This is a genomic window from Ruegeria sp. BC1, from assembly GCF_056539305.1.
The window spans coordinates 195,324-218,223 of record NZ_JBQFUT010000004.1 but is presented as its reverse complement, the minus strand read 5'-3'; the positions used below and the strand labels follow the sequence as shown (position 1 = coordinate 218,223).

General features: G+C 57.1%; 26 protein-coding genes. 17 read left to right on the top strand and 9 right to left on the bottom strand.

Annotation, left to right across the window (positions count from 1 at the left end; all coding sequences use genetic code 11):
* Positions 1-97: 97 nt before the first annotated feature.
* The 8 genes from ACR0IY_RS11130 (at position 98) to ACR0IY_RS11095 (ending at position 6,649) form a co-directional block, all read left to right on the top strand.
* Positions 98-991, top strand: a complete 894-nt coding sequence (locus ACR0IY_RS11130; protein ID WP_480673205.1) for a LysR family transcriptional regulator — start codon at positions 98-100, stop codon at positions 989-991.
* A gap of 171 nt (positions 992-1,162) precedes the next feature.
* Positions 1,163-1,546, top strand: a complete 384-nt coding sequence (locus tag ACR0IY_RS11125; protein ID WP_480673203.1) for a hypothetical protein — start codon at positions 1,163-1,165, stop codon at positions 1,544-1,546.
* Positions 1,543-2,619 (top strand): ABC transporter substrate-binding protein, encoded by a 1,077-nt coding sequence (locus tag ACR0IY_RS11120; protein ID WP_480673201.1) that lies wholly within the window; start codon positions 1,543-1,545, stop codon positions 2,617-2,619. The genes ACR0IY_RS11125 and ACR0IY_RS11120 overlap by 4 nt, the downstream gene beginning before the upstream one ends.
* 72 nt (positions 2,620-2,691) lie before the next feature.
* The gene (locus ACR0IY_RS11115) at positions 2,692-3,750 is read left to right on the top strand and encodes an ABC transporter ATP-binding protein (protein ID WP_480673199.1); all 1,059 of its coding nucleotides are present in this window, start codon (positions 2,692-2,694) and stop codon (positions 3,748-3,750) included.
* A gap of 9 nt (positions 3,751-3,759) precedes the next feature.
* Positions 3,760-4,599, top strand: a complete 840-nt coding sequence (locus ACR0IY_RS11110; protein WP_480673197.1) for an ABC transporter permease — start codon at positions 3,760-3,762, stop codon at positions 4,597-4,599.
* Positions 4,600-4,602: 3 nt separating this feature from the next.
* Positions 4,603-5,388: an ABC transporter permease gene (locus tag ACR0IY_RS11105; RefSeq protein ID WP_480673195.1), complete on the top strand. Its 786-nt coding sequence runs from the start codon at positions 4,603-4,605 to the stop codon at positions 5,386-5,388.
* Positions 5,389-5,457: 69 nt separating this feature from the next.
* The gene (locus tag ACR0IY_RS11100) at positions 5,458-5,844 is read left to right on the top strand and encodes a VOC family protein (protein WP_480673193.1); all 387 of its coding nucleotides are present in this window, start codon (positions 5,458-5,460) and stop codon (positions 5,842-5,844) included.
* Positions 5,845-5,869: 25 nt separating this feature from the next.
* On the top strand, positions 5,870-6,649 hold the full coding sequence (locus ACR0IY_RS11095) for a carbon-nitrogen hydrolase family protein (RefSeq protein WP_480673191.1): 780 nt from the start codon (positions 5,870-5,872) through the stop codon (positions 6,647-6,649).
* A gap of 25 nt (positions 6,650-6,674) precedes the next feature.
* On the opposite strand, the gene ACR0IY_RS11090 is transcribed toward ACR0IY_RS11095, so the two are convergent.
* From ACR0IY_RS11090 to ACR0IY_RS11080, 3 genes are all read right to left on the bottom strand, one after another.
* Positions 6,675-7,046: a cupin domain-containing protein gene (locus tag ACR0IY_RS11090; RefSeq protein ID WP_480673189.1), complete on the bottom strand. Its 372-nt coding sequence runs from the start codon at positions 7,044-7,046 to the stop codon at positions 6,675-6,677.
* Positions 7,047-7,178: 132 nt separating this feature from the next.
* On the bottom strand, positions 7,179-8,648 hold the full coding sequence (locus tag ACR0IY_RS11085) for an NAD-dependent succinate-semialdehyde dehydrogenase (RefSeq protein ID WP_480673187.1): 1,470 nt from the start codon (positions 8,646-8,648) through the stop codon (positions 7,179-7,181).
* Position 8,649: 1 nt separating this feature from the next.
* Positions 8,650-9,927, bottom strand: coding sequence for a 4-aminobutyrate--2-oxoglutarate transaminase (locus ACR0IY_RS11080; RefSeq protein ID WP_480673185.1), 1,278 nt, complete (start codon positions 9,925-9,927; stop codon positions 8,650-8,652).
* A gap of 148 nt (positions 9,928-10,075) precedes the next feature.
* Between ACR0IY_RS11080 and ACR0IY_RS11075 the strand changes: the two genes are divergently transcribed.
* Positions 10,076-10,648 carry a cupin domain-containing protein gene (locus ACR0IY_RS11075; RefSeq protein WP_480673184.1) on the top strand — a complete coding sequence of 191 codons (573 nt, stop codon included), beginning with the start codon at positions 10,076-10,078 and terminating at the stop codon, positions 10,646-10,648.
* 18 nt (positions 10,649-10,666) lie between these two features.
* Here the strand turns inward: ACR0IY_RS11075 and ACR0IY_RS11070 are convergent, their stop codons facing one another.
* Both ACR0IY_RS11070 and ACR0IY_RS11065 read right to left on the bottom strand, forming a co-directional pair.
* Entirely contained in the window at positions 10,667-11,533 is an 867-nt protein-coding gene (locus ACR0IY_RS11070; RefSeq protein WP_480673182.1) for a carbon-nitrogen hydrolase family protein, read from the bottom strand.
* Positions 11,534-11,558: 25 nt separating this feature from the next.
* Entirely contained in the window at positions 11,559-12,602 is a 1,044-nt protein-coding gene (locus ACR0IY_RS11065) for a C45 family autoproteolytic acyltransferase/hydolase (RefSeq protein WP_480673180.1), read from the bottom strand.
* Positions 12,603-12,742: 140 nt separating this feature from the next.
* Here ACR0IY_RS11065 and ACR0IY_RS11060 point away from each other — a divergent pair, with 140 nt between their 5' ends.
* Complete coding sequence (locus ACR0IY_RS11060; protein ID WP_480673178.1) at positions 12,743-13,246, top strand: VOC family protein; 504 nt, start codon at positions 12,743-12,745, stop codon at positions 13,244-13,246.
* 33 nt (positions 13,247-13,279) lie between these two features.
* Positions 13,280-13,633: a hypothetical protein gene (locus ACR0IY_RS11055; protein ID WP_480673176.1), complete on the top strand. Its 354-nt coding sequence runs from the start codon at positions 13,280-13,282 to the stop codon at positions 13,631-13,633.
* A 162-nt stretch (positions 13,634-13,795) separates the two neighbouring features.
* On the opposite strand, the gene ACR0IY_RS11050 is transcribed toward ACR0IY_RS11055, so the two are convergent.
* The 4 genes from ACR0IY_RS11050 to ACR0IY_RS11035 all read right to left on the bottom strand — a co-directional run bounded on the left by ACR0IY_RS11050 (position 13,796) and on the right by ACR0IY_RS11035 (position 19,283).
* A complete protein-coding gene (locus tag ACR0IY_RS11050; protein ID WP_480673175.1) occupies positions 13,796-15,268 on the bottom strand; it encodes a biotin carboxylase in 1,473 nt (490 codons plus the stop codon).
* Between the two features lie 155 nt (positions 15,269-15,423).
* Positions 15,424-16,881, bottom strand: a complete 1,458-nt coding sequence (locus tag ACR0IY_RS11045; protein ID WP_480673173.1) for an aldehyde dehydrogenase family protein — start codon at positions 16,879-16,881, stop codon at positions 15,424-15,426.
* Positions 16,882-16,923: 42 nt separating this feature from the next.
* The gene (speB, locus tag ACR0IY_RS11040; protein WP_480673171.1) at positions 16,924-17,865 is read right to left on the bottom strand and encodes an agmatinase; all 942 of its coding nucleotides are present in this window, start codon (positions 17,863-17,865) and stop codon (positions 16,924-16,926) included.
* Between the two features lie 23 nt (positions 17,866-17,888).
* Positions 17,889-19,283, bottom strand: a complete 1,395-nt coding sequence (locus ACR0IY_RS11035) for an NAD(P)/FAD-dependent oxidoreductase (protein ID WP_480673169.1) — start codon at positions 19,281-19,283, stop codon at positions 17,889-17,891.
* 260 nt (positions 19,284-19,543) lie between these two features.
* Here ACR0IY_RS11035 and ACR0IY_RS11030 point away from each other — a divergent pair, with 260 nt between their 5' ends.
* The 6 genes from ACR0IY_RS11030 (at position 19,544) to ACR0IY_RS11005 (ending at position 22,892) form a co-directional block, all read left to right on the top strand.
* Entirely contained in the window at positions 19,544-19,774 is a 231-nt protein-coding gene (locus ACR0IY_RS11030; protein ID WP_480673167.1) for a hypothetical protein, read from the top strand.
* Between the two features lie 162 nt (positions 19,775-19,936).
* Positions 19,937-20,368 (top strand): hypothetical protein, encoded by a 432-nt coding sequence (locus ACR0IY_RS11025; RefSeq protein WP_480673165.1) that lies wholly within the window; start codon positions 19,937-19,939, stop codon positions 20,366-20,368.
* Entirely contained in the window at positions 20,365-21,030 is a 666-nt protein-coding gene (locus ACR0IY_RS11020) for a MotA/TolQ/ExbB proton channel family protein (protein WP_480673163.1), read from the top strand. Before ACR0IY_RS11025 ends, ACR0IY_RS11020 begins: the two co-directional genes overlap by 4 nt.
* A gap of 31 nt (positions 21,031-21,061) precedes the next feature.
* On the top strand, positions 21,062-21,388 hold the full coding sequence (locus ACR0IY_RS11015; RefSeq protein ID WP_480673161.1) for an ExbD/TolR family protein: 327 nt from the start codon (positions 21,062-21,064) through the stop codon (positions 21,386-21,388).
* Positions 21,385-21,762 carry an ExbD/TolR family protein gene (locus ACR0IY_RS11010; protein ID WP_480673159.1) on the top strand — a complete coding sequence of 126 codons (378 nt, stop codon included), beginning with the start codon at positions 21,385-21,387 and terminating at the stop codon, positions 21,760-21,762. Before ACR0IY_RS11015 ends, ACR0IY_RS11010 begins: the two co-directional genes overlap by 4 nt.
* Positions 21,759-22,892, top strand: a complete 1,134-nt coding sequence (locus ACR0IY_RS11005) for an energy transducer TonB family protein (protein ID WP_480673156.1) — start codon at positions 21,759-21,761, stop codon at positions 22,890-22,892. The genes ACR0IY_RS11010 and ACR0IY_RS11005 overlap by 4 nt, the downstream gene beginning before the upstream one ends.
* The last annotated feature ends 8 nt before the right edge of the window (positions 22,893-22,900 follow it).

Sequence of the window (22,900 nt, the reverse complement as noted above, 5' to 3'; positions counted from 1 at the left end):
GGCATTCCAAAAAGGCCACGCAGAAAGGTTACCGGCCGGGTATTTGATTGAAAATTTAGTTTTGCAATTCGTTACATTTGGTGATTTCAATGGTTCAATGCAGATATCAGGTTCAGACATCCATTTGCTGACCGTTTTCGAGTGCGTCGCTCGAAACAGCGGTTTTACCGCAGCGCAAGCCGAGCTTGGATTGAGCCAGCCAACGATTTCCAACCATATTACGGCTCTGGAAGAGCGGTTGGGTGTCAAGCTGTGCCAGCGTGGACGGCGCGGTTTTCTGGTGACCGACAAGGGGCAAATCGTGCTTGATATCGCCAAGTCGCTGATGTCCACGCTAGATGAGCAATCCAGCCAGTTGTCCGCCCTCAAGGGCAGCCTGATCGGGCGGTTGGAAATTGCAATTGTCGATTGCTCGGCTACTGACGAAAACCTGAAACTTTCCCAGACCGTCGCTGAGATGGCGCAGAAAGCGCCGTCTGTGCGCGTTTCTATCGAGATCAAGCAGCCGCAGGATATCTTGAGCGGGCTGGTTAGCGGTGCTTATCAGGTTGGAATCGGCAGCTTTGACAACAAGATAAACGGCCTGAGGTATGAAAGCCTGTACGAAGAGAAGCACTCGCTATATTGCGCTGTGGATCATCCTATTGCATCCGTGCCCCAATGTGATCTGACGCTCGAGACGCTTTTTACCTTTCCAAGGGTTCACCGGGGGTATTGGAACCGTCAAAGGCTGAAGCAGATCAGGCCAAATGAGGCGGATCGCGTAGTCAATGATATTGAGGCGCAGGTTTTCCTGATCCTCAGCGGACAGTATCTGGGGCTTCTTCCGGATCACGCGGCAAAACAGTTTGTGGCCAGCGGGCGTTTGGTGCAATTGCCAAAGACCGCCGAGGATTACAGTTGTACAATGCAGATTGTAACGCGGCCTGGCGCGCAACCGCAAACCGTCGAACTGTTCCGTGGAACCCTAAAAGACCTGTCTCAACAGTAAAAGATTTGTCTTCATAAATGTAAGCGTTCAGGGCTTTGCATTTTTTTTCGGACTTGCCGCCTCTACGATTGATTTAGCGAATTTCCGGTTTGTTTAATGGAACCGTAACCGGAGTGAAAACATTGCGGGCGTAATTCCGTGCCACCTAATGCTGCAAGTCGGGGGAGTGACATGCAAATTGCAACAGACTCCACGGTGATCGGTTTGCCGTTCCGAAACGGCTCCAACTGGCGTGAGGCCTTTTTCTTCAAGGTCCCGTTGGACGATTCCCGTCGCTATGCAGGCCAGGCCCCGCAGGCTTTAATCTGTGTTGCACCCCAGAGATTGTCGTTCACGCAATACATGGAAATTGCCAATGTTGGCGGCGTCGAGTTTGCCGCGAGAACCTTGAATTCAGAATCGAACGAGGTCGATTGCGATCTGGCGGGAATGTCATCGCAAAGCAGCAAAGGTGAACATGGCGCCATAATCGCGGGGCGCATTCGCTGCTCGAAACGTTGCCTACCCACGCCAACAACCGGGCCAACCCAAATTACAACTAGGAGGTTACAATGAAAACCAATCTCACGCGCCGTCACTTTATGGGAACGGCTGCCGCCGGTACTGCGGCCCTGGCAATGCCGTCCATCGCCCGCGCCGACAAGGCTCCAATCCGGGTCGGCACCTATGGCGGTTTTTTCGAGGACAGCTTCAAAGAGTTCATCTACCCTGAATTCACTGCGGCCACAGGCATCGAAGTAAACTCGATCGCGGTTCCAACCGGTGAAACCTGGCTGGTTCAGATCGCAAACGCAGCGCGCGCAAAGCAGGCGCCAACCGATGTCTCGCTGATGGCAGGCATTCCGCGCCAACGCGGCATTGATCAAAAACTCTTCATGACACTGGATCCGGCCAAGATTCCGAACCTGTCCAATCTGTCAGATAACTTCAAGGACTACGACGCCGAGGGCAATCTTGTCGCGGTCGGCGCGGTATCCTGGTATATCACCTTGTGTACGAACACCGACGAGATTGCCGAAGCCCCGACCAGCTGGGGAGATATGTGGGATCCCAAGAACGAGGACCTGCTGGGTTTGCTGGCTCTGCCGACAAACTCATACCTTCTGGAAATCACTGCTACTACATACTTTGGCGGCACAGATATCCTGAATACCAAAGACGGTATCAGCCAGGTTTTTGATAAACTTTCGGAAATCGTTCCAAATGTACGCTTGTGGTACCGCGATGAAGGCGCGTTCCAGCAGGCGCTGCAGGATGGCGAGATTCCAATGGGCCAATATTACCATGATGTTGCCGGTTTAGCCGCGGCCGAAGGTTTCCCGGTGCTTTCGACCTTCCCGAAGGAGGGCGGTGTATTGGACTCCGGTTTCTGGATCGTACCCAAGTTCGCAGAGCCGGTTGATGAAACGCTCGAGTTTATCAACTACATCTGCGACCCGGCAACGCAGGCATTGTTGTCGCGCAACCTGGGCACTGCCCCTGTAGTAGATCCGGCTCTAACCGACCTGACGCAAGAAGAACTGGACGCGGTTTCCAGCTCGGGTGCTCCGATCCTTCCGCGTTACGACATTTACAAGGAACATGCCGACTGGATCGCAGATCGCTGGAACCAGATGATCGCAGGTTAACCCTACGATTTAAGGAAATTGAAAGCCCGCCCCGGTTCGGCGGGCTTTCTCAAAACCAAGGGAGGGATTTTGATGAGCGGCCTGACCATCGAAAATGTAACCAAGAAATACGGGGCGGTGACCGCCGTTGAAAACGTAAACCTGCATTTCAAAAAAGGCGAAATGATTTGCTTTCTGGGCCCGTCGGGCTGCGGTAAGACCACGCTGTTGCGTATGATAGCCGGGCTTGAAGAGGCCACGGAAGGCAGCATAAGTTTTGATGGTAAGGATCTGACCCATGTTCCTGTACACCAGCGCAATATCGGCATGGTGTTCCAGTCTTTTGCCTTGTTTCCGCATCTGAGTGTGGGTGAGAACATCAGTTATGCGATGAAAATCCGTGGGCATTCGCGTTCGGAATGCGAAGATCGCGTGAAAGAGCTGCTGGACATGATCCACCTGCCTGGCATTCAGGACCGTCGCATTACCCAAATGTCCGGTGGTCAGCGTCAGCGCGTCGCTATTGCCCGGGCCCTGGCGCTTAACCCCGAGATTTTCCTGTTGGACGAACCGATGTCAGCGCTGGACGCCAACCTTCGCGAATCCATGCAGATCGAGCTGCGTCGATTGCAGCAGGAACTGGGTATCACAACCGTGGTTGTGACCCATGACCAGACCGAAGCCATGACCATGGCCGACGACATTGTTGTGATGGGCCGTGCACGTGTCCACCAGACCGGCGCGCCCATGGATATTTACAAGACGCCAATCAACAAGTTTGTGGCCGAATTCATCGGCACGTCCAACCTGCTGCCGGCGAAGCTGACGTCCGAAGGAAACGTTGATGTTGGCGGCGCGTCCATGACTTTTTCCAACAAGGTAGATGGGTTGTCCGTCGGCGATGAGGCGCTGCTGATGACCCGACCGGAGGATGTTTTTATCCACCCCACGACCGACGCCCCATTGGAAAATGAGCTTCAGGGTACCGTCAGCTTTATCCGGGATATCGGTATGACCATCGAAATTTTGGTCGATTGCGGAGATCACGAGGTGAAGTCGATCATGACCCCCAAGGATTTTCCCGAGGTTAAGGTTGGCCAGAAAGTATTTATCGAAATGCCATCAAGCACCTGCAATTTGCTGGCTGCATGAGGTGATACCATGACCGGTAAAAAATCGTTGTCCCACTATGTCACGCTGGCTCCGTCCTCGGTGATGATCGGGTTTTTCTTTCTAATCCCGTTCATCCTGATCGTGATGGCCAGTGTCGCGGTAAAAACCCCCGAAGGCGATTTCAACTATGGGTTCGATCTGTCACATTTCCAGCGGTTCCTGACCTGGTTCTATATCGAGCGGGCACTGTTCTCTGCTGGTATCTGTGCATTGATCGCCTTTCTCAGCCTGGTTATTGCCTTCCCGTTTACTTACATGCTCACCCGGTTCTCGGAGCGGGCCAAAACCCTGTGGTTGATTTACATCCTCGCTCAATTGTCGCTTTCCGAGGTTCTAATCGCTTTCAGCTGGCAGGTGTTGCTTTCGCGAACTGCCGGTATTGGCAACATTCTGGAATTCGTCGGAATCGTGGAAAAATCCTTTGCGATGGCGCCCAGTGCCGGAGCGGTAATTGCCGCGCTGGTCTATCTGGCTGTGCCTTTTGCTGTTTTGTTGCTGTATCCGGCGCTGGCCCGAATGGATCGCAGCTTGATCGAGGCTGCTCGCACGTTGGGCACCTCGAGCCTGGGCACGTTCTTCAAGATCGTGATCCCGGTGAACCGCTCGGCGCTGGTCTCCAGTTCGGTAACAATCTTTGTTCTGACGCTGGGTGCGATCATCGTGCCACAGGTTCTGGGCAAGCCCGAACACTGGACACTGTCGGTACTGATCACCGATCAGGCGATCTTTAACTTCAACCTGCCCTTTGCATCGGCGCTGGCTGTGGTGTTGTTGATCCTCAGCGGGTCAGTGGTGGCTGCGGTGATGAAGTTCGGAGGTGAGAAATAAGCCATGAAACTTCTTAGAAACGCCTATCTGGTTATCTTCGCGATTTATCTGATCGGTCCGATTCTCGTAATCACCGCCGTGTCGTTCAATGCCAAGAAGTTCCTGGCCTTCCCACCGCGAGGGTTTTCCTTTCGCTGGTACGCCGAGATTTTTGTGGACAGCGGCTGGTTCAACTCGCTGATCTCATCACTTCTGATTGCATTTACCTCGGCCTTGTTGGCGGTGCTGATCGCGCTGCCCGTGGCTTATGTTCTGTGGAAGTCGGGGCTGCGCTATGCCAAGTTCCTGTTCTCACTGGGGGTGGCACCTTTCATCCTGCCGCCGGTGATCATGGCGCTGGCCTTTCTGTTGCTGTTTTCCAGCATTGGTATGAACGGGTTGATGATCAATGTGATCATTGCTCATGCGATGTTCTTGTTGGCCTTGCCGTTGGTGACGATTTCGCTGGGGCTGGAAAGCGTGGATCGTGCCCTGCTTGAGGCCGCTCGAACCATGGGGGCGGATGGCAAGACAGTGTTCCGCACGGTGATCCTGCCGATAGCTGCCCCGTTTGCCTTTGCCGGGTTCGCGTTTTGCTTCGTGCTTAGCCTGAATGAATACATCATCGCTTTGATGACTGTCGGCTTCACGGTTGAGACATTGCCGATCAAGATCTTCAACGCGCTGCGATATGGTTATACGCCGGTAATCGCCTCGATTGCGGTTGTCTTCTTGTTGATCAACGTGGTGGTATTCAGCCTGATCGCCAAATTTAGCAACCTGTCGCGTATCCTTGGCGCGATGGACTGATCCGAAACCAAGATGCCCGGCCCTTTCACATCCCGTGGGGCGTGCATCAGATGTACAGGAGCGTTTCCTTTGATCGATCATCTGAGTGTCGGTGTCCCCGACATCGCCAAAGCCCGCAGCTTTTACGATCCGATCTTGCAGGTGTTGGGCATTTCCTGCCTCGACTCAGACGAAGACTTTGCCGCTTATGGCCGCACCCGGCCCGAATTCCTGCTGCTATTGCCGTTCGATGGCAAGGAATCCACGGCGGGCAACGGCACTCATATCGCCTTTACCGCCGCCGATGCGACCAGCGTGGATGCCGTTCATGCCGCTGCTCTGACAAACGGCGGCACCGATGAGGGCGCACCCGGCCCACGTGATTTCTATCCCATGCCGGGTGTTTATACTGCCTATGTCCGGGACCCATTCGGCAATAAGCTTGAGATCATCGCCAACGGATTCTCATCCCTTTAAGGTCAGCTTGATCGGAGTAGAAGTCATGAAAATCGCCGCCTTTCAAATGTCAGCAGCCGATCCGGCTACAAATCCGACGCGGATCATCGCCGCCATGCAAGCGGCAAAGGAACAGGGCGCGGACCTGCTGGTTGCGCCCGAATTGGCCCTAACCGGTTACGGCCGCGGCGAGGCGCTGCGTACCTTGGCCGAACCTGCCGATGGCCCGATGGTTGCCCAGATGACAGAAGCTGCGCACCAGATCGGCATCGGTTTGGTCGCGGGCTTTCCCGAGCGGGCGGGTGATCAGCTATTTATCAGCGCGCTGATCACCGATGGTTCAGGCCAGAACCCAACCGGGGTCTATCGCAAGGCATACCTTTGGGGTGATTATGAGAAAGGAATTTTCACCTCCGCAGGCCCCTCTGCCGAACTGGTCGACTTATGTGGTCTGAAGGTGGGTTTTTTGATCTGCTACGATGTAGAGTTCCCTGAAAACGTCCGTCGATTAGCCCAAGCCGGGGCAGACGTGGTGATCGTGCCCACAGCGCTGCCCAAAGGCGCGTCGGGGCACCATATTGCAAACCGGGTTATCCCGGTTCGGGCGTTCGAAAATCAGGTGCATGTCATCTATGCCAACCACGCAGATGCGGATGAGCTGTTCGAATATCAGGGAACGTCCTCCATCGCGGCACCCGATGCGACTGTACTGGCCAAAGCGGACGAAACGGGCGAGGCACTTATTTATGCGGACATTAACCCAGCTAATTTTGACGCGAGCCGAACGCAAAACCCGTATCTGCTTGATCTGGAACTGATTAAATAGAACGCGGTACTGTAAGACGGGCTCGTCAATCGCCCGAGAAATTCGGAGCGAAGAACACCAACAGCACAATTTCGTCCGGCCCTTCAAACCAATGTTTAGCGTGGGCTGGGACGTAGACCAGATCCCCTTGCGCAAGCTCGGTGGTCTTTGACGCACCTGTACCATCCTCAACGATCAGCCGGCGTGCGCCGGAAAAGACGTAATAAAGTTCGTCTTCCTGATGTGGGGTCTGATCGTCGATCTGACCCTCGGTAAGACGGTAGATATGAAAGCTCAGATTTGCGGTGCTGGGCGTGTCGGGCGTTGCCTCATAGGTCCCTATCAGCGTTTCGAGAACATCCGTGCGCGCTACGACATCCGGGATATGCCATTTTTGACCGGCTTTGGGCTCTGTCATGCTGGGTCTCCTTTCTGCCTTGCCGGACAAATGCTAGGGCGCATCTTTCGATTCGCGAAGGAGATTGAGCATTCCGGACCGGGTATCAGCCGCAGGCTGGGACCCGCGGCCGATAGATGTTTTTGGGGTGGATCAGTTGATACCGCCCAGGCAGACGTATTTCAGCTCAAGATAGTCATCCATGCCGTATTTCGACCCTTCGCGGCCCAAACCGGACTGCTTGACACCGCCAAACGGCGCGACCTCGGTCGAAATCAGGCCAGTGTTCACGCCCACCATGCCGGTTTCCATCGCCTCGGCGACACGCCAGACGCGACCCAGATCGTTGGCATAGAAATAGCCGGCCAAACCGAACTCGCTGTCATTGGCCAGTGCGATGACCTCTTCTTCGGTCTCGAACTTGATCAGCGGTGCAACGGGGCCAAAGGTTTCTTCGCGCGACACCTTGGCCGAGGTCGGAACATCCGCCAACAAGGTGGGCTCAAAGAAGGTGCCTTCGATCCGCTTGCCACCGGTCAGAACCCGCGCGCCCTTCGAGGTGGCATCGGCCAGGTGTTCTTCGACTTTGGCCACGGCGTCCTCGTTGATCAGAGGGCCGGTGGTGACTCCGTCCGTCATACCGTTGCCAGGGACCAGTTTGTCGATGGCGGCGGCCAGCTTTTCGGCAAAGGCGTCATACACACCTGCCTGCACATAGATCCGGTTGGCACAGACACAGGTCTGACCGTTGTTACGGAACTTGGCAATCATCGCGCCTTCAACGGCGGCGTCCAGATCAGCGTCATCGAACACCAGGAACGGCGCGTTGCCGCCCAGTTCAAGGCTCATCTTTTTGATGGTGTCGGCACCCTGACGCATTAGTATCTGGCCCACCCGCGTCGAACCGGTAAAGGTGATTTTGGCCACTTTTGGGTTGGCGCACATCTCTTGCCCGGTGCCCGACGCGTTCGAGTTCGGAACCACACTGAATACACCCGCCGGAATGCCCGCGCGTTCGGCCAGAACCGCCATGGCAGTGGCCGACAGGGGTGTCAGCTCGGCCGGGCGGACGACAAAGGAACAGCCTGCGGCAAGCGCCGGGGCAACCTTGCGCGCAATCATCGCATTTGGGAAGTTCCACGGCGTGATTGCACCGACAACGCCCACTGGCTGTTTCAGCACCATTATGCGCTTGTCCGGCTGGTGGCCCGGGATGGTGTCGCCATAGACGCGCTTGGCCTCTTCGGCGAACCATTCGATGAAGGACGCACCATAGGCGATCTCGCCCTTAGCCTCGGCCAGCGGTTTGCCCATTTCGGCGCAAAGGATCACACCCAGGTCATCCTGCGCTTCGATCATCAGATCGAACCATTTGCGCAGAACGGCTGCGCGTTCCTTGCCGGTACGTTTGGCCCATGCCTTTTGGGCGTCATAGGCCGCATCGATGGCTTCCTGAACGTCGGCCAGGGTGCTGTCGGTGACCTGCGCGATCACGTCGCCGGTGGCCGGGTTGGTCACCGTGAACTTTGCATCACTGTCGCGCCACTCGCCGTTAATATAGGCACGCCCTTCCAGCAGTGAGGGATCTTTGAGCCCCAGAGCCTGAGAAGTTACATCCAGCATATCAGGCCCCTTTCGCGGCTTTGATCGACTCTTCCAGAAGATCCAGCGCTTCGGTGAAGATTTCGTCTTGAATGGTGATCGGCGCGAGGAAGCGCACGACGTTGCCATAGGTGCCGCAAGTCAGCAGAACCAAATTGCGTTTCAGACCTTCGGCGCGAATACGGTTTGCGAAATCGGCGTCCGGTGCTGACCCGTCAGCGGTATTGAATTCCGCTGCAATCATGAAGCCGGGGCCGCGCACATCTACCATTTCCGGCACATCGGCACGAATGCTTTCCAGGCGCTGCTTGAGGCGCGAACCCAGCTCGTTTGCACGGGCGCACAGGTCCTCTTCCTCGATCACGTCGATCACGGCATTGGCCGCCGAGATGCCCAGCGGGTTGCCGCCATAGGTGCCGCCCAGACCGCCGGGGTTGGCCGCATCCATCAACTCGGCCTTGCCGGTGACAGCAGCCAAAGGCAAGCCGCCGGCCAGGCCCTTGGCCATCGTCGTCAGATCGGCTGCCACATCGTAGTGCTCCATCGCGAACATCTTGCCGGTGCGGGCAAAACCGGTTTGAACTTCGTCCGCGATCATCACGATGCCATGTTCGTCACAGACCGAGCGCACGGCGCGCATCAGTTCAGCCGGGGCCTGATAGAAGCCACCTTCGCCCTGAACCGGTTCCAGAATGATGGCGGCAACGCGGTTGGGGTCCAGATCGGCCTTGAACAGCTGGGTGATGGCGGCTTTGGCGTCGTCAACTGTGACACCGTGCAGATCGATCGGGAAGGGCACGTGGAAAACGTCAGGCATCATGGTGCCGAAACCGGCCTTGTAGGGCTGGACTTTGCCGGTCAGTGACATGCCCATGAAGGTGCGGCCATGGAAGCCGCCGCCAAAGGCGATCACGGCCTGACGGCCGGTTGCGGCGCGCGCTACTTTGATAGCGTTCTCAACCGCTTCGGCGCCGGTGGTGACAAAGATGGTCTTCTTGTCGAAATCACCCGGTACAGCGGCATTCAGACGTTCGCCCAACCGGATGTAGTTTTCATAGGGCATGACCTGATGGCAGGTATGGGTAAAGCTGTTCAGTTGCTTTTCCACGGCGGCCATCACCTTGGGGTGACGATGGCCGGTGTTGACCACTGCGATGCCGGCGGCAAAGTCGATATAGCGGTTGCCCTCAACATCCCAGACCTCGGCGTTTTCGGCGCGGTCCACATAGATCTGAGTCATCATGCCAACACCGCGGGCGATGGCATCATTGCGCCGTTCTGCTATCTCAGCATTTTTCATCTCATGTCCTCCTCAAAGACCGGTCTCACTGACTCGGGTGGAATAAAATTGGCTCACACTATGAACCATTATGTTGTTTGAAAAGTCATTTTGTTATTTGGTTTAAGGCATTGAAATTTATATTCGTAGATCGCTAGTGTTCAAAATTATGAACGAATCAAACACAACATCCACCGACATTCAGATCGGTGCTCGCCTGCGCTATCTGAGGGATCGTGCAGGTCTGTCGCAGCGGGCTCTCGCCAAGCGGACAGGCGTGCCCAATTCCACGATCTCGCAAATCGAATCCGGGCAGACCAGCCCATCCATCAGCACCCTGAAACGGTTGTTGGACGGTATTCCGATCGGTATCGCCGACTTCTTCGCCTTTGAGCCGGACCCCGAACGCAAAGTGTTCTTCGCTGCTGAGGAATTGACGGAAATCACCAAGGGCAAGCTGTCGCTTCGGCAAGTTGGTGGCAACCTCTTTGGACACGCATTGCAAATTCTGCACGAGACATATGAGCCGGGTGCTGACACCGGTCTGCGCACCTATCAGCATGAAGGGGAAGAGGGCGGCATTGTCGTCTCGGGCCGGGTCGAGGTCACGGTCGGTGAAGACCGCAAAATCCTTGGCCCAGGTGACGCCTATCTGTTCAAAAGTACGGAACCCCACCGCTTTAAGGCGGTGGGGCCAGAAAAATGCATCATAATCAGTGCCTGCACCCCACCCAGTTTCTGACGGGGTGCCGCTGTGAAATTACCCGCGAACCGGGCGTGTTGGTTTCTCCAGTGGGCCGAGGCTGTTGAGGTATTCGCTCTGATACCCTTGCTCGCCATAGATCGGGAAGCGCATCGCGCTGTCGCGGAAACTTTTGAGCGGTTGGCCCATGTTCAGAACTCCCTGACGGCGCTGGCGGCGCACATTGTCGAAATCGACCTCTATCGGAATCAGTTCCTCGTTCACGCAGCCGTCGTGCAACAATTGGCCTGCCGGATCGATGACGCGGGAATAGCCATTGCCGCCGGCCATCAGCCCGTTGATCGAAAAGACATAGGATTGGAACATCGCCGCCGAGGCCTGCGCGATAATTAGATCGGCGTGACGGTCGATAAAGCTGGCCAGGACTGGGTTAATGATCACTTCGGCGCCCTGAGACACCATTTGGCGTGTCAGTTCCGGAAACCAGATGTCATAACAGATCGACATGCCGAAATTGCCGACATTGGGCACTTCGAACACGCAAACTTCGGTTCCCGGGGTCGTATGATCCTCATACGGGGTGAAGGGGAACATCTTGCGATAGCGGGTGACGATCTCGCCTTGCGGATTGATTACCGGGGCGGTGTTGTAGATCGCGCCTTCCTGCTCACCCTTTTCGAAATACGATCCCGGAAGCAGCCAGATGCCATATTTCTTTGCCAGTTCCTGACACTCGGTTTCGTACGCGCCACCCATCGGCTGGGCCGAGGACGGATTGGGGCCAGAATGGCACAGTTCGGAAAACACCACCATCTCGACCCACGGATAAAGGTGCATCATGACAGCCAGACGTTTTTTCATTTCTGGCATATTGTCATGCATCGCCAAGTGCATCTGAATCCCGCCGATAGCGAATTTGGTCATTTCGGGGCCTTTCCTGCCTGTATTGTCACTGAATATGCGATCCGTGATCGTCAAAACGCAGTGTAGTTTTTGAGTTGGGGGTGTCGTTCACCGACCATTTTCCCGCAGAGCCGTTGGTGAAGACCAATTCGACATCCGAGGTTTGAGGGCGATAGAGGCTGGTGAATACCGTTCCGAAACCTTCGCCATAACGGGTAGCAAAGATCGGTTTGCTGAGAAACACCTGTTTGAGGGTTTCGGCATTGGCCTGGCCCGTTGCGATTGTGTTTTCCAAAAGCTCCTCACGTTCCAGCGTGGCCGAGAAGCGGCCGTGGCCGCTCAACTCTACGCCAAGCTGGTGGTTGGTTGCCCAGCTTTGAGTGCGGAACATCGGCGGGCGGTCCGGGGCGATAAAGCAAGTGACTGCGCGGCCGGTGCGGTCCGTCAGGGTCAGGTTGTACGACATGTGGCAGGGCAGCAGGCGCAGCACCTCGATCGCGTCCTGAACATCGATGCAGACCTCAAGCAAATAGCGCACGATCAGCGGCACGCCAAAGCCGCGCCCCATCACCAGCCTGCCGCCAAAACTGAGCGAGACAGCCAACCCGTTTTCGTTCACACCGTCGGACAGGCCGCTGAGGCCGTCAATCATGCCGACAATCTTTTTCCCACGCCAGGCTGAGCGCAGTAGGGTCAACTCGTTCAGCGTCGGGTCAAGATCGTAATTGCGGATCAGGAATGGACCATCCGCGTCGCTAGAGGCCGCCTGCGAACAATGGGCCAAGTACCGGGGCGGGCACCAAAAGGTGAGAAAGGCGTGCAATTCCTCATCATCGGGGTCCACCTCGCATAGCCGGTCGATCAAACGCTCAAGCTCGGGCATATAGCGGCGCAGCGCATTCCGGGCTTCGCTGACACTGGCAGCCGTCCCGCCTTTTTCGACAAACCACTTTTTCCAGCCGGGCCAGAAACGCCGATGAATCTGCGCCCAGGCTTGATCAGGATGGTCTTCCGACAACAGCAGCAGGTCTCGGTTCATCGAAAAGCCACTGGGCTGGTGTGCCAGTATTTGCTCGGCTGATGCATTCATTCAGCAGTTCTTTCTTCCCTCGTTTTGCGACATTATGGTGCATAGTGTTGTCATTGCAACCATTAAATGTTAACATCATGGTTCATGATGTATCGAAAGCACCTTTTTGTGAGCGTGCTGACACAAAACGGATTTATACGATGAAAAAACCCTCTGTTCGCCCTCGCGGATACACATCGGTAACGGCATCTCTGGCGGTAGTAGACGTGGCAGAAATGTTGAAATTCCTGACCAACGCCTTTGGCGCAGAAGTTCTGGTTCAGGACTCAGAGGAGGCACCAGCCTTTGCTTCGGTCAAGCTGGGCAACGCCATGATTTTTGTCACCGCTGGTTGGGCCGCGACAGGCCATTTGCCGCAATCGCCTGCGGCACCCGGCGCGGTTGCGCTGCATCTGTACGTCGAGGATGCCGCAGCGACCGTCGAACAGGCGGTTAAAGCCGGTGCTACGCTGACCTCCGATGTTCGGGACACATATTGGGGCGAGCGTGTAGCGTCTTTGGCAGATTCGTTTGGCCATCGCTGGACCATCGCCGAGCGCGTCGAGGTCCTGAGCCCTGACGAGATCGCCGCCCGTGCCGCGGCCGCCTTAAACACGCCTGCCAGCAAATCCACGGAACCGGTTGACGAGACTGAATTGTCGTGACCTAAGTTGGGGATCATCGACACAGAGAACGCAATGAACCACGACCCCGCCCCGACCAGCACGATTCGGCAAAACGCTTTGCCTGATCTGATGGCGGAAGAGCGCATCGCCGATTTTCCGGTGGCGGTGCGCACGGTGCGCGAGGTCGCTGGAGGCGGTTTTGCGAACAACGACCGGCACCCAAACACATGGACCGTGTACTTTCTGGTCGATGGCCAATGGGCGCTGGTCGAATCTGCGCGTGGGTTACGGCGGGAATGGTCCAGTCTGGACCGGCTCGAGAAATGGCTTCGGTCCTTCGGGTTCCGGTTTTTCTGGGTCCGCAACGATATCGAGCCGATCGAGCCTTCGGGTGACGGTCCGATGGGTGGGCCTAATCTGAAATAGCACCATTCTGGAATGCCCGGTCAGATGCAAATTCGCGCCCTTCCTAGATGTGGATGCCCGCATCGATGTCCGTGCCCGAACTGACCAGCCTTATCCCAGGACCAAATTTCACTGTGTGGGCCGTGGATAAACCAGGGGCCCACATTTTTCTTTCCGAGAGGCTTAGAACCATTTTCCCGCAGATATATCTTCCGGAAGGGTAACGGCCTGTTCAGCCTTGAGCGGGATGGATTTGAACTGCGCCTTGATGCCGGCGTTCCATTGTTTGGCACGCTTGGTCAGATTTCGCTTGTCGGTCTGCATACGGCCCCGTGTCAGCAGGCAGCCCAGATCGGCCCCGTGATAGCAATAGTCGCCCGTGCTGTAGACGCGCAGGTAGAAGGCCTCGGTTTCTTGCCCGATCGAAGTGATGTTGAGCGCCGGGCGTACAAAGCTGACCTCGCCATCGCTGTCCATTCGCCAGATGCCCGATTGCGGGGCCTTGGTGATAAGCTCGACCTTATCCTCGGTCTGCTTGAAGATCAGCTGGGTCCAGTTGTCATATTCGGTCCAGCGGGACTGAATTTCGGCAACGTTGATTTCGTAGTCGACGTTCAGGTATTCCAGCAGGTGGAACAGGAACAGCGGGCAGCCGCCATAGGTCGATGTGACCAGATTGGTCGGCGGAGTCGCGCCGCTGACACGTGGGTTCAACTCGCCCAGATAGACCTTGTTGGTGTCGGTATCGAGCAGGAAGTCCAGACAAAATACGCCCTTGTATCCCTCTTTGTAGAGACGGTCCCCAAAGTTGCGGGCCATTTCCTGAACTTGCTCTGGTACTCCTTCGGGCAAGATGGTCGGCGAGATGTCATTGCCGCACCAACCACCCTTGTACGGCGTGATCTCGGCAAATCCGGTGATGTCGGTCATGACCGGTCCCACCAGCGTGCCGTGACGTGTTGCGCAGCCTTCGATGGTGCCAGGCAGGTGGTTGAGGCGCTTCATAACCTTCAGCTGTTGATCGATGATCTTGGCCGAATACTTGTCCCAGTCCCTTTCAGACTTGATAAAAAAGGTGGTGCGACCGCTGTCGCCATAGGGTGTCTGAACAACCAGATCGTGACCCAGGTCGGCGCTGTCGGCCAGTTTGGTCAGCTCGGCATAGGTATCGGCCTGGCCCATAATGTTGGGGGCCGAAGCGACGCCCGCCTCGTTGCCCAGTTGCGTGGTGACGATCTTGCTGTCGAGATGTTCGCGTAGTGCCGCTGGGGCCAGCGCAATATCAACACCGATTTTCTTGCACAGCTCCTCGGTCTTTTCGTCGAACATGACAAAGATGGCCTTGGCGCCCGGATTGGCCTTGGCTTTTTCCACGAATTCCGGGTGCGATACCAAATAGTTGGCCACATCCTCCATAGACTGGAACTCGTCATGCGAAATCGGCGTGGGGACGAATGAACGGGGATGATTGCCATCGAATATGTCGAAGTAGTTGACAAATTCCAGCCCGCCGACCCACTGATCCAAACCCAGCAAACTGTAAGGCGTCGGAGTCACGATATAGATTGGTGTGGTGTTTTTACGCAGGAACTGAAAAATTTCGGACAGGCTTTTCAGTTTTTTGCGGCGACCGGCTGGTTTCGAGGTTTGAGGCAATTTTTGTCTCCACTACGTTCCTTGGGTTTCACGAACTTTAATAAGACCCGCCCACACCAAAGAATTGCAAGGAGTATTTCTTACATTCGCACTCATCAATGAACCCGCCCCCGATGCGGCCCTAAAATCGCAGGCCGCATTCGGGTTAGATCGGGTCACGCTGGGGCGGTGATATGTTTGATCCCCTGATAACCAGCCAGGCCCCATGGACCTAGTTCGCGGCCAATGCCACTAGCTTTGAACCCACCCCATGCACTGTCGGGGTAGACGATCTGTGGCGTGTTCAACCAGATTTGCCCGGCCTCAATACTGTCACACAGCACATTGCCGCGCTCGGGATCGCCGCAAACGACCGACCCCACCAGCCCGAAATGGGTGTCGTTGGCGATGGCCAGCGCCTCGGCATCGGTGCGGAAGGTGGTCGTGGCCAGTACTGGGCCAAAGATTTCCTCACGCCAGATGCGGTTGTGGTGGGGCACATTGCGATAGATTGTTGGTGCGATGAAATTGCCTGGCCCCTCGGCCAGCACATCGCCGCCTGACACACAGTCCAGCCCATCGACGCGGGCACTGTCCAGGTATTCCCGGACCTTGTTGAATTGTGATCGTGTTGTAATCGGACCCATGTCGCAACCGTCTTGGAAAGGTGACGAGACCTGCATGGCCTTTGCCCTCTCGACCAGACTGTCGATCAGTTTGGCCTCGATGTTTTCATGCACCATCAGGCGTGACGTGGCCGAACACATCTGACCCGCGTTGTAGAAAATACCGCCCAGGACGCTGTCCAGTGCGGTGTCCAGATCGGCATCTTCGGTCACGATGATGGGCGACTTGCCCCCCAGCTCCAGCGCAATTGGCAAACAACGTTTCGATACTGCCTGCATCACCTGCGCCCCGACCATGTTCGAACCGGTGAATGACACCTTGCGGAACTCCGGGGCGGTGCTGATGGCAATGCCCACGTCCACGCCACCGGTGACGATATTGATCACACCCGCGGGCAGGTCGATTTCAGCGGCGATATCGCCATAGACCAGTTCGATCAGAGGGGTCATCTCCGAGGTTTTCATCACCGCCGTACACCCCGCTGCTAGCGCCGGCGCCAGTTTCCAGGCGCTGGTCACCAACGGGAAGTTCCACGGGACAATCATGCCCACAGGGCCTACCGGTTCGCGTCGAACGCGGCCTACGTGATCACTACCGGCATGGGCGACGGGGCTGTTTTGCACGGCGCTCAATCCATCGGCTAGCGTGGCGTAATACTCAAAGGTGGCAATGGCGTCGCCTACGTCAATTTCAGATTCCAGCCGCGGCTTGCCGCTGACAGTCATCTGCACGTCAACCAAGTCATCGTGGCGATCGGTCAGCCCTTTGGCAATTGCACGCAGATATTCAGCGCGTTTGGCCGGAGGCGAGGCCTTCCACGGGCCAAAGGCGGCTGCGGCAGCGCGCGCGGCGGCTTCGACATCCACTGCTCCGCCCGTCGGGATTTCTGTCACAACCCTTCCAGTTGACGGGTTGAGAACGATCAACGGCGCAGTACCCGCGCCATCGCGCCATTCCCCATTGAGGAAAACGGTTTGTGACCGTTGTAAAAGGGGATTTGATGTCATGGAATGCCTTCTTTCGGGGGTACGCCCCAAATTGTACCGGGACTATTTGTTTGCCATCAGGCACAGAATCTCGAGTACGATCTGAGATCCAGCAACGGCGGTGGCTCCGGTAGTGTCATAGGCTGGTGAAACCTCGACCACGTCACCCCCGACAACGTCGATACCCGCAATATCACGCAGGATGATGGCCACCTGACCCGATGTGAGGCCGCCGAAGACCGGCGTGCCGGTGCCCGGGGCAAAGGCCGGATCCAGCCCGTCGATGTCAAAGGTCAGGTAGGTCTTGTTGTTCCCCACGATCTCTTTGATGCGTTTGGCGGTTTCCACCGGACCATGTTCATGCACAAAACGCGCGTCCAGCGTGTGAAAGCCCTGCGTGTCGGGATTCGAAGTGCGAATACCTACCTGAACTGAACTTTCAGGGGAAACGAGGCCTTCTTTTATGGCGCGGTACATGAAAGTGCCGTGGTCCATCCGTTCGGGATCGTCATCGACCCATGTGTCGGAATGGGCGTCGAACTGGATCACCGACAGAGGCCCGTGTTTGGATGCATGCGCCCGCAGGTTGGGCAGAGTAGTGTAGTGGTCGCCGCCAATGGAAATGGCCATGGCTCCGGCGTCCAGAATGGTTTTGATATGCGCCTCGATCGCAGCGGGGGCCAGGTGCAGTTTGCCGTGATCGAAAGGGCAATCGCCGTAGTCAATGACCGAGAGGGTCTCTAGTGGGTTCACCGGCCAGCCGTAAGGAGCGTCCCAGGCCAGCATGGAGGACAGTTCACGCACCTGACGGGGTCCGAACCGCGATCCGTTGCGGTGGGTCACGCTGACATCAAAAGGGATGCCGGTGATCGCCACATCCACTCCAGTCAGGTCTTTGCTGTATTTACAGCGTGCAAAGCTGGTAACGCCGGAATAGCTGACTTCACCGATCATACCGCGTGAGGACTCCCGCGTGATCGCGGTGTCGATTTCGATTTTTTCCAACAGAAAATCTCCTGTTATTCAGATCAGAGAGGGAAACCCAGGGCATGCACGAATTTCAGCCAGGCATGACGCCAACCGCCCTTTTCATCAGCCGTGTCCAGCGCATAAAGCGTGATCTTGCCGCCGAGCCAGCGGAACGGTTCAGGCGGCACCCAGTTTGGCATCGTGGTAGAAAAGTCGAGCTTGAGTTCCGGCAGGTCTAGCCGGTCCAGTTTGGCCAAACCAATGCGCGCACCGAAACGGCTGGTCGAGACGCCAAAGCCGGAATACCCCCCGGCCCAGATCACATCACCGTCCCAATAGTTCTGAAAATGCACGGCCATACGGGTGGTCAGTGCAATCGGCCCGCTCCAGGCATGTGAAAAGCTGATGTCTTCCAACTGCGGAAATGTTCTGTTGAATGCACCCGCCAGATGCAGATATGGATCGACCACGCGCTCACCGGCGGGATCGGTATTGTTGGTGCCGTCATAATAATAGGCCAACCGCCCGCCGAACAGGATGCGGTTATCCTTGGTCATGCGCATATAGTTCAGCTGCGTGCGGGTGTCATACACGCCCTGACGGTGTTTCCAGCCCACGCTTTCCACCTGTTCGTCGGTCAGGGGGCGGGTCATTATGATCCGGTCACGAATGCCGACGACGCGTTTCTTGATGTTCTTGTGGCCGCTGGCAAACGCATTGGTGCACAGCAGAATCTTGGGTGTGCGTACCAGCCCGTCATGGGTGCGGACGTTCAGCACTCCATTGATTCGTTCAATGTTTTCCATCGGCGTGTGTTCGTAGATGCGCACCCCGAGGTTCAGCGCTGCCTGTTTAAGACCCCAGGCCAGCCGCGCCGGATGCACCGTGCCGCTCAGGCTTTTGTTCCACAGACCGGCAGAAAACAGTGGTGAGTTCACATGTTCGCGCACCGCATCCCTGTCCAGAAACTCGGCCTCATAACCATGTTCCTGGTGCAGCTTGTATTCTTCTTCGATATCACCTTTACGCTCTTCGCCGATGGCAACCGTCAGCTCACCGCCCCAGGTTTGGTGGGCGTCAATGTTGTGCCGTTCCAGCGTGTTGCGGAAGCCTTCGATATTGTCGTGGCCAAGCTGTTCCAACGCTGCAAGATCCTTTGGGAAAATCCGCACCGCGTTGTGCAGCCCATGCATCAGCGAGGTGGATACAACCGCGCCAGGCCGCCCCGAAGCGCCATATGCGATCTTGCCCGCCTCGATCAAAACCACATCCCGGCCGGGGTTTTGTTCCTTGGCCTGAACCGCCGCCCAGAGACCGGTAAAGCCGCCCCCGACAATCAGCAGGTCCGCGTCAGTCGGGCCAATAAGCTGATGCTGCACTTCCGGCGCGTCCGGGCTGTCCAGCCAGAACGGGAAGAACGTGACATCTTTGAGTGCTTTTTCGGCAAACGACATTTGAAGCCCCATTGGAATTGGTTTCACTCAACATCTCAAAAGCGCGGTTTTGGTCAAATAGCCTTCCGTCAATCGGATGCATTGATCAAACAAATGTATGGAAAGGGGCGCATGCGCGCCCCGACGGGGGCTGGTCGGGGCCCCTGCATGAGTATTGACTCAAAAGACACGCTGTTCGCTAAACTTTAACGTCCCCGTCCAATTTTCTCCTCATTTTCTTAATATGGTTGTCGAGGCGCTTGGGCCCGGAGGTTACTTTAATGAAGTCCCCTCAAAGAAAATCGCAGGTTTTGCCGGTCGCGGTGCCCGAAACATTGGCGGGCAAGCGAGCAGCAATTTTCTTTTTGCTGAATGAAATTGGGCTCCGGAAAAATAAAACTGTAAACGCCAGTTCATCAGAAGAACCTGTACCAAGCACGACAGATTCATCAGATGTCATCAACCTTCAGTCGAAGGTGTTGCTGCTTACGGACGAGTTCATCTTTTCCTGACCTTCCATTTCCGACGGCGGGCTCTTGCCCATTGAATTGTCCTTTCTTCACAAAGGCGTCGGCAGCCCTTTCACGCCTCTGCCGTCTTGGCTATGACGGTTACAGCGCCTTGGGCACCTTGTCCGGCGTGCCTGCCTACGTTGAACAACTGGGAGCGCCTCTATGATGTTTCGCCGTTCGGCCCTTGCCGCAATCGCTGTGGTGCTGCCCATCGCGGCACAGGCCCAATCCGCTGATAAGCCAACTGTGGGATTGCATGTGGAACTCAACAGGATCGAGGATGTCGAAGGGGCCTGCCGCCTGACCTTTGTCGCCCAGAACAAGACGGAAACGGCAATCGACAATGTCGGCTTTGAAACAGTGGTATTCGATACTTCTGGTGGCGTTGTTACGCTTGCGCTCTACAACTTTCGGGAATTGCCGGCAGGGGTGCTGCGCGTGCGTCAGTTTCTGGTGCGAGATGTGACCTGTGATCAGGTCGGGCGCACCCTGATCAACGGCGTGAACAGCTGTGTGGTCGGCGGATCCGAAAGTGAGATTTGCGCAGAGGCCCTGACCCTGAGCAGCCGGACAGATGTGGAGCTTTTGGGATGAGTTTTTTTGACGCCTTGCGCGAAATCCTGGCCCTTGGCGGGCCGGTTGTGGGAATTCTGATTGCGATGTCCGTGGTGACGGTCGCGGTCACGCTGTACAAGCTTTGGCAGTTTGCGGCATCGGGCGTTGGTCGCCACCGAATTTTGTCTCAGGCATTGGCCGCTTGGGATGCCGGGGATAAACAGACCGCCCGCGCGCGACTGGCCAAAAGCAACAGCTACTTGGCCCCGCTGGTCGGGGTCGCCATGGACGCGCCGGACGCGCCCGGGCTGGATCAACGGCTGGACGCCGAGGCCGGACTGGCATTGGCGGGTCTCGAACGCGGCTTTCGTCTGCTGGATACGGTGGCGCAGCTGGCCCCGTTGCTGGGTTTGTTCGGCACCGTTCTGGGCATGATCGAGGCCTTCCGCAGCCTTCAGGGCGCCGGGTCGTCGGTTGATCCATCGCTGTTGGCAGGTGGCATCTGGGTGGCGCTGGTGACAACGGCGGTGGGGCTGGCGGTCGCAATGCCGACTTCGATGGTGCTGTCGTGGTTCGAAAGCCGCACTGCGCGCGAACGTGTGTTCGCCGACAAGGCACTGCGCACGGTTCTGGTGCCGGGGCAGGCGATTCCTTTGGCGGATGAAGCGCTGACCACGGCGGCCGCGCCCGGACATGCGTAACACGGCACCCTTTGTCCGAAGACCGCTGGCGATGACGCCGCTCATCGACGTTATCTTTCTGCTGTTGCTGTTCTTCATGCTGACTTCGACATTTTCGAAATACGGCGAGATCGAGCTAAGCAATGCAAAAACCGGGGGCTCGGCGTCTGATGCACCGCAGGATCGGGTCTTTGTCCAGCTTGGACCCGAACGGCTTGTTCTGAACGGCAGCCCAGTCACGTTGGAGGAGCTGACGGCGCAGGTCACGGCCGGTCAGATTCTGGTCAGCCTTGATCCCGATACAACCGCGCAGCACGTGGTGGACCTGTTGGTCGAACTGCGCGGGCGTGAGGGCCTCAGCGTATTGGTGCTGGAATGATCCGCGTGAACCGCCCCCACCGCAAACGCGACTCGACCATTGCACTGATCAATGTCGTGTTTCTGATGCTGATCTTCTTTCTGATCGCGGGCACGGTAGCGACGCCGCTGGACCCTGATCTGAACCTTGTCGATACTTCACAACTGGAAGGGCGCGAGCCACCCGACGCGCTGGTGTTGCACAAGGACGGAACACTTAGCTTTCGCGGTGCGCCGATGGACCCCGAAACCTATATGGCAGGGCGCGAACCGGGGCCGGTGCGGATTGTGCCGGATCGCGACGTCTCAGGGGTCCGGTTGATCGAAGTGACGGGCGAACTGCGCCGTCTGGGTGCCGTATCCGTTTTTGTCGTGACCGAGAAGGCGCTGGAATGATCCGGGGGTCGGCGGTCATCGCGGCCATCGCCGTATTGGTGTCGCTGCTGCTGCATGTCTTGGGGCTGGGCTTTACAGTACCCCGGCTTGGCGATCAGCCGCTTCCGCCGGCCAACTCTGACTCGGTTGAACTGGGCAGCAGTTTCGAAGATCTTGCCGAGACCGTCGACGAACCCATCGAACCCGAACCCGCCGATACCCCTGAGCCACCGGTGGAAGAGCCGCCCGAACCCGCACCCGAACCTGCGGAGATCCCAACAAGCGAAGTGCATGTGGCTTCGGACGACCCGCAGCGAACCTTTGCGCCGGATACTGGTGAAGCCGAGGTTTTGCAGCCTGTCTCCCCCGAGCCTGTAGAGGCGGAAGCCCCCGAAACCCAAGACACTACCGATGGGGAGGAAACCGCCAGCGACACGGAGGATGAAACGCCGCCAGTCGAACCCGCAGAGCAGACCGAAACGCCCGAGGGCGATCCCGAGGTCGCTGAACCACCGACCGAAGCCGAGCCCGCGCCTGTCGAACAGGCCGAAGTATCGGAGCCAGCAGATGCCTCAGTACCCATAGTTGCGCCCGTCACCCCGACCGAAAGTGAACCCGTAGAGGCCGATATCCCCGGTGCCGAAGCCGAGCCTGAGGCGGAAGACGACGCATCAGAGCTGGCCATCACGTCCTCGATCCGACCACGCCTGCCGGACCGCCGTGAAAAGCCTGAACCTCGGGGCGTGTTGGGCGGCGCGCGGGATTTCAGCGCGCTGGAGTTTCCCACGCGAGAGGTCGAGTCCCCACTGACGACTTACAGTCGCCGAGGCGTCGATGTCTTTACCACGGGGGACAGCGGTCGCCGTTCTGGAGGACGTGGTCCCGGAAACTCGGACAAGACCAATTATGCCGGAAAGGTTCTGGTTCACCTGAACCGCACACGGGTCGTCTACACAGCGGCGCGGGGCTATGCGCGGGTGTTCTTCGTGATCAAGCCAGACGGAACCCTGGACTATGTTGAAGTCGTGGACACCAACGGCTCGCCAGATCTGGAGCGGGCGGCCAAGGCGCAGGTCAAAGCAGCCTCTCCTTTCCCGAAACCGCCCGGAGGCGTCAGCCGGTCGCTGTCCTTTGTCTATTCCAGCAACTGAGACCTCGC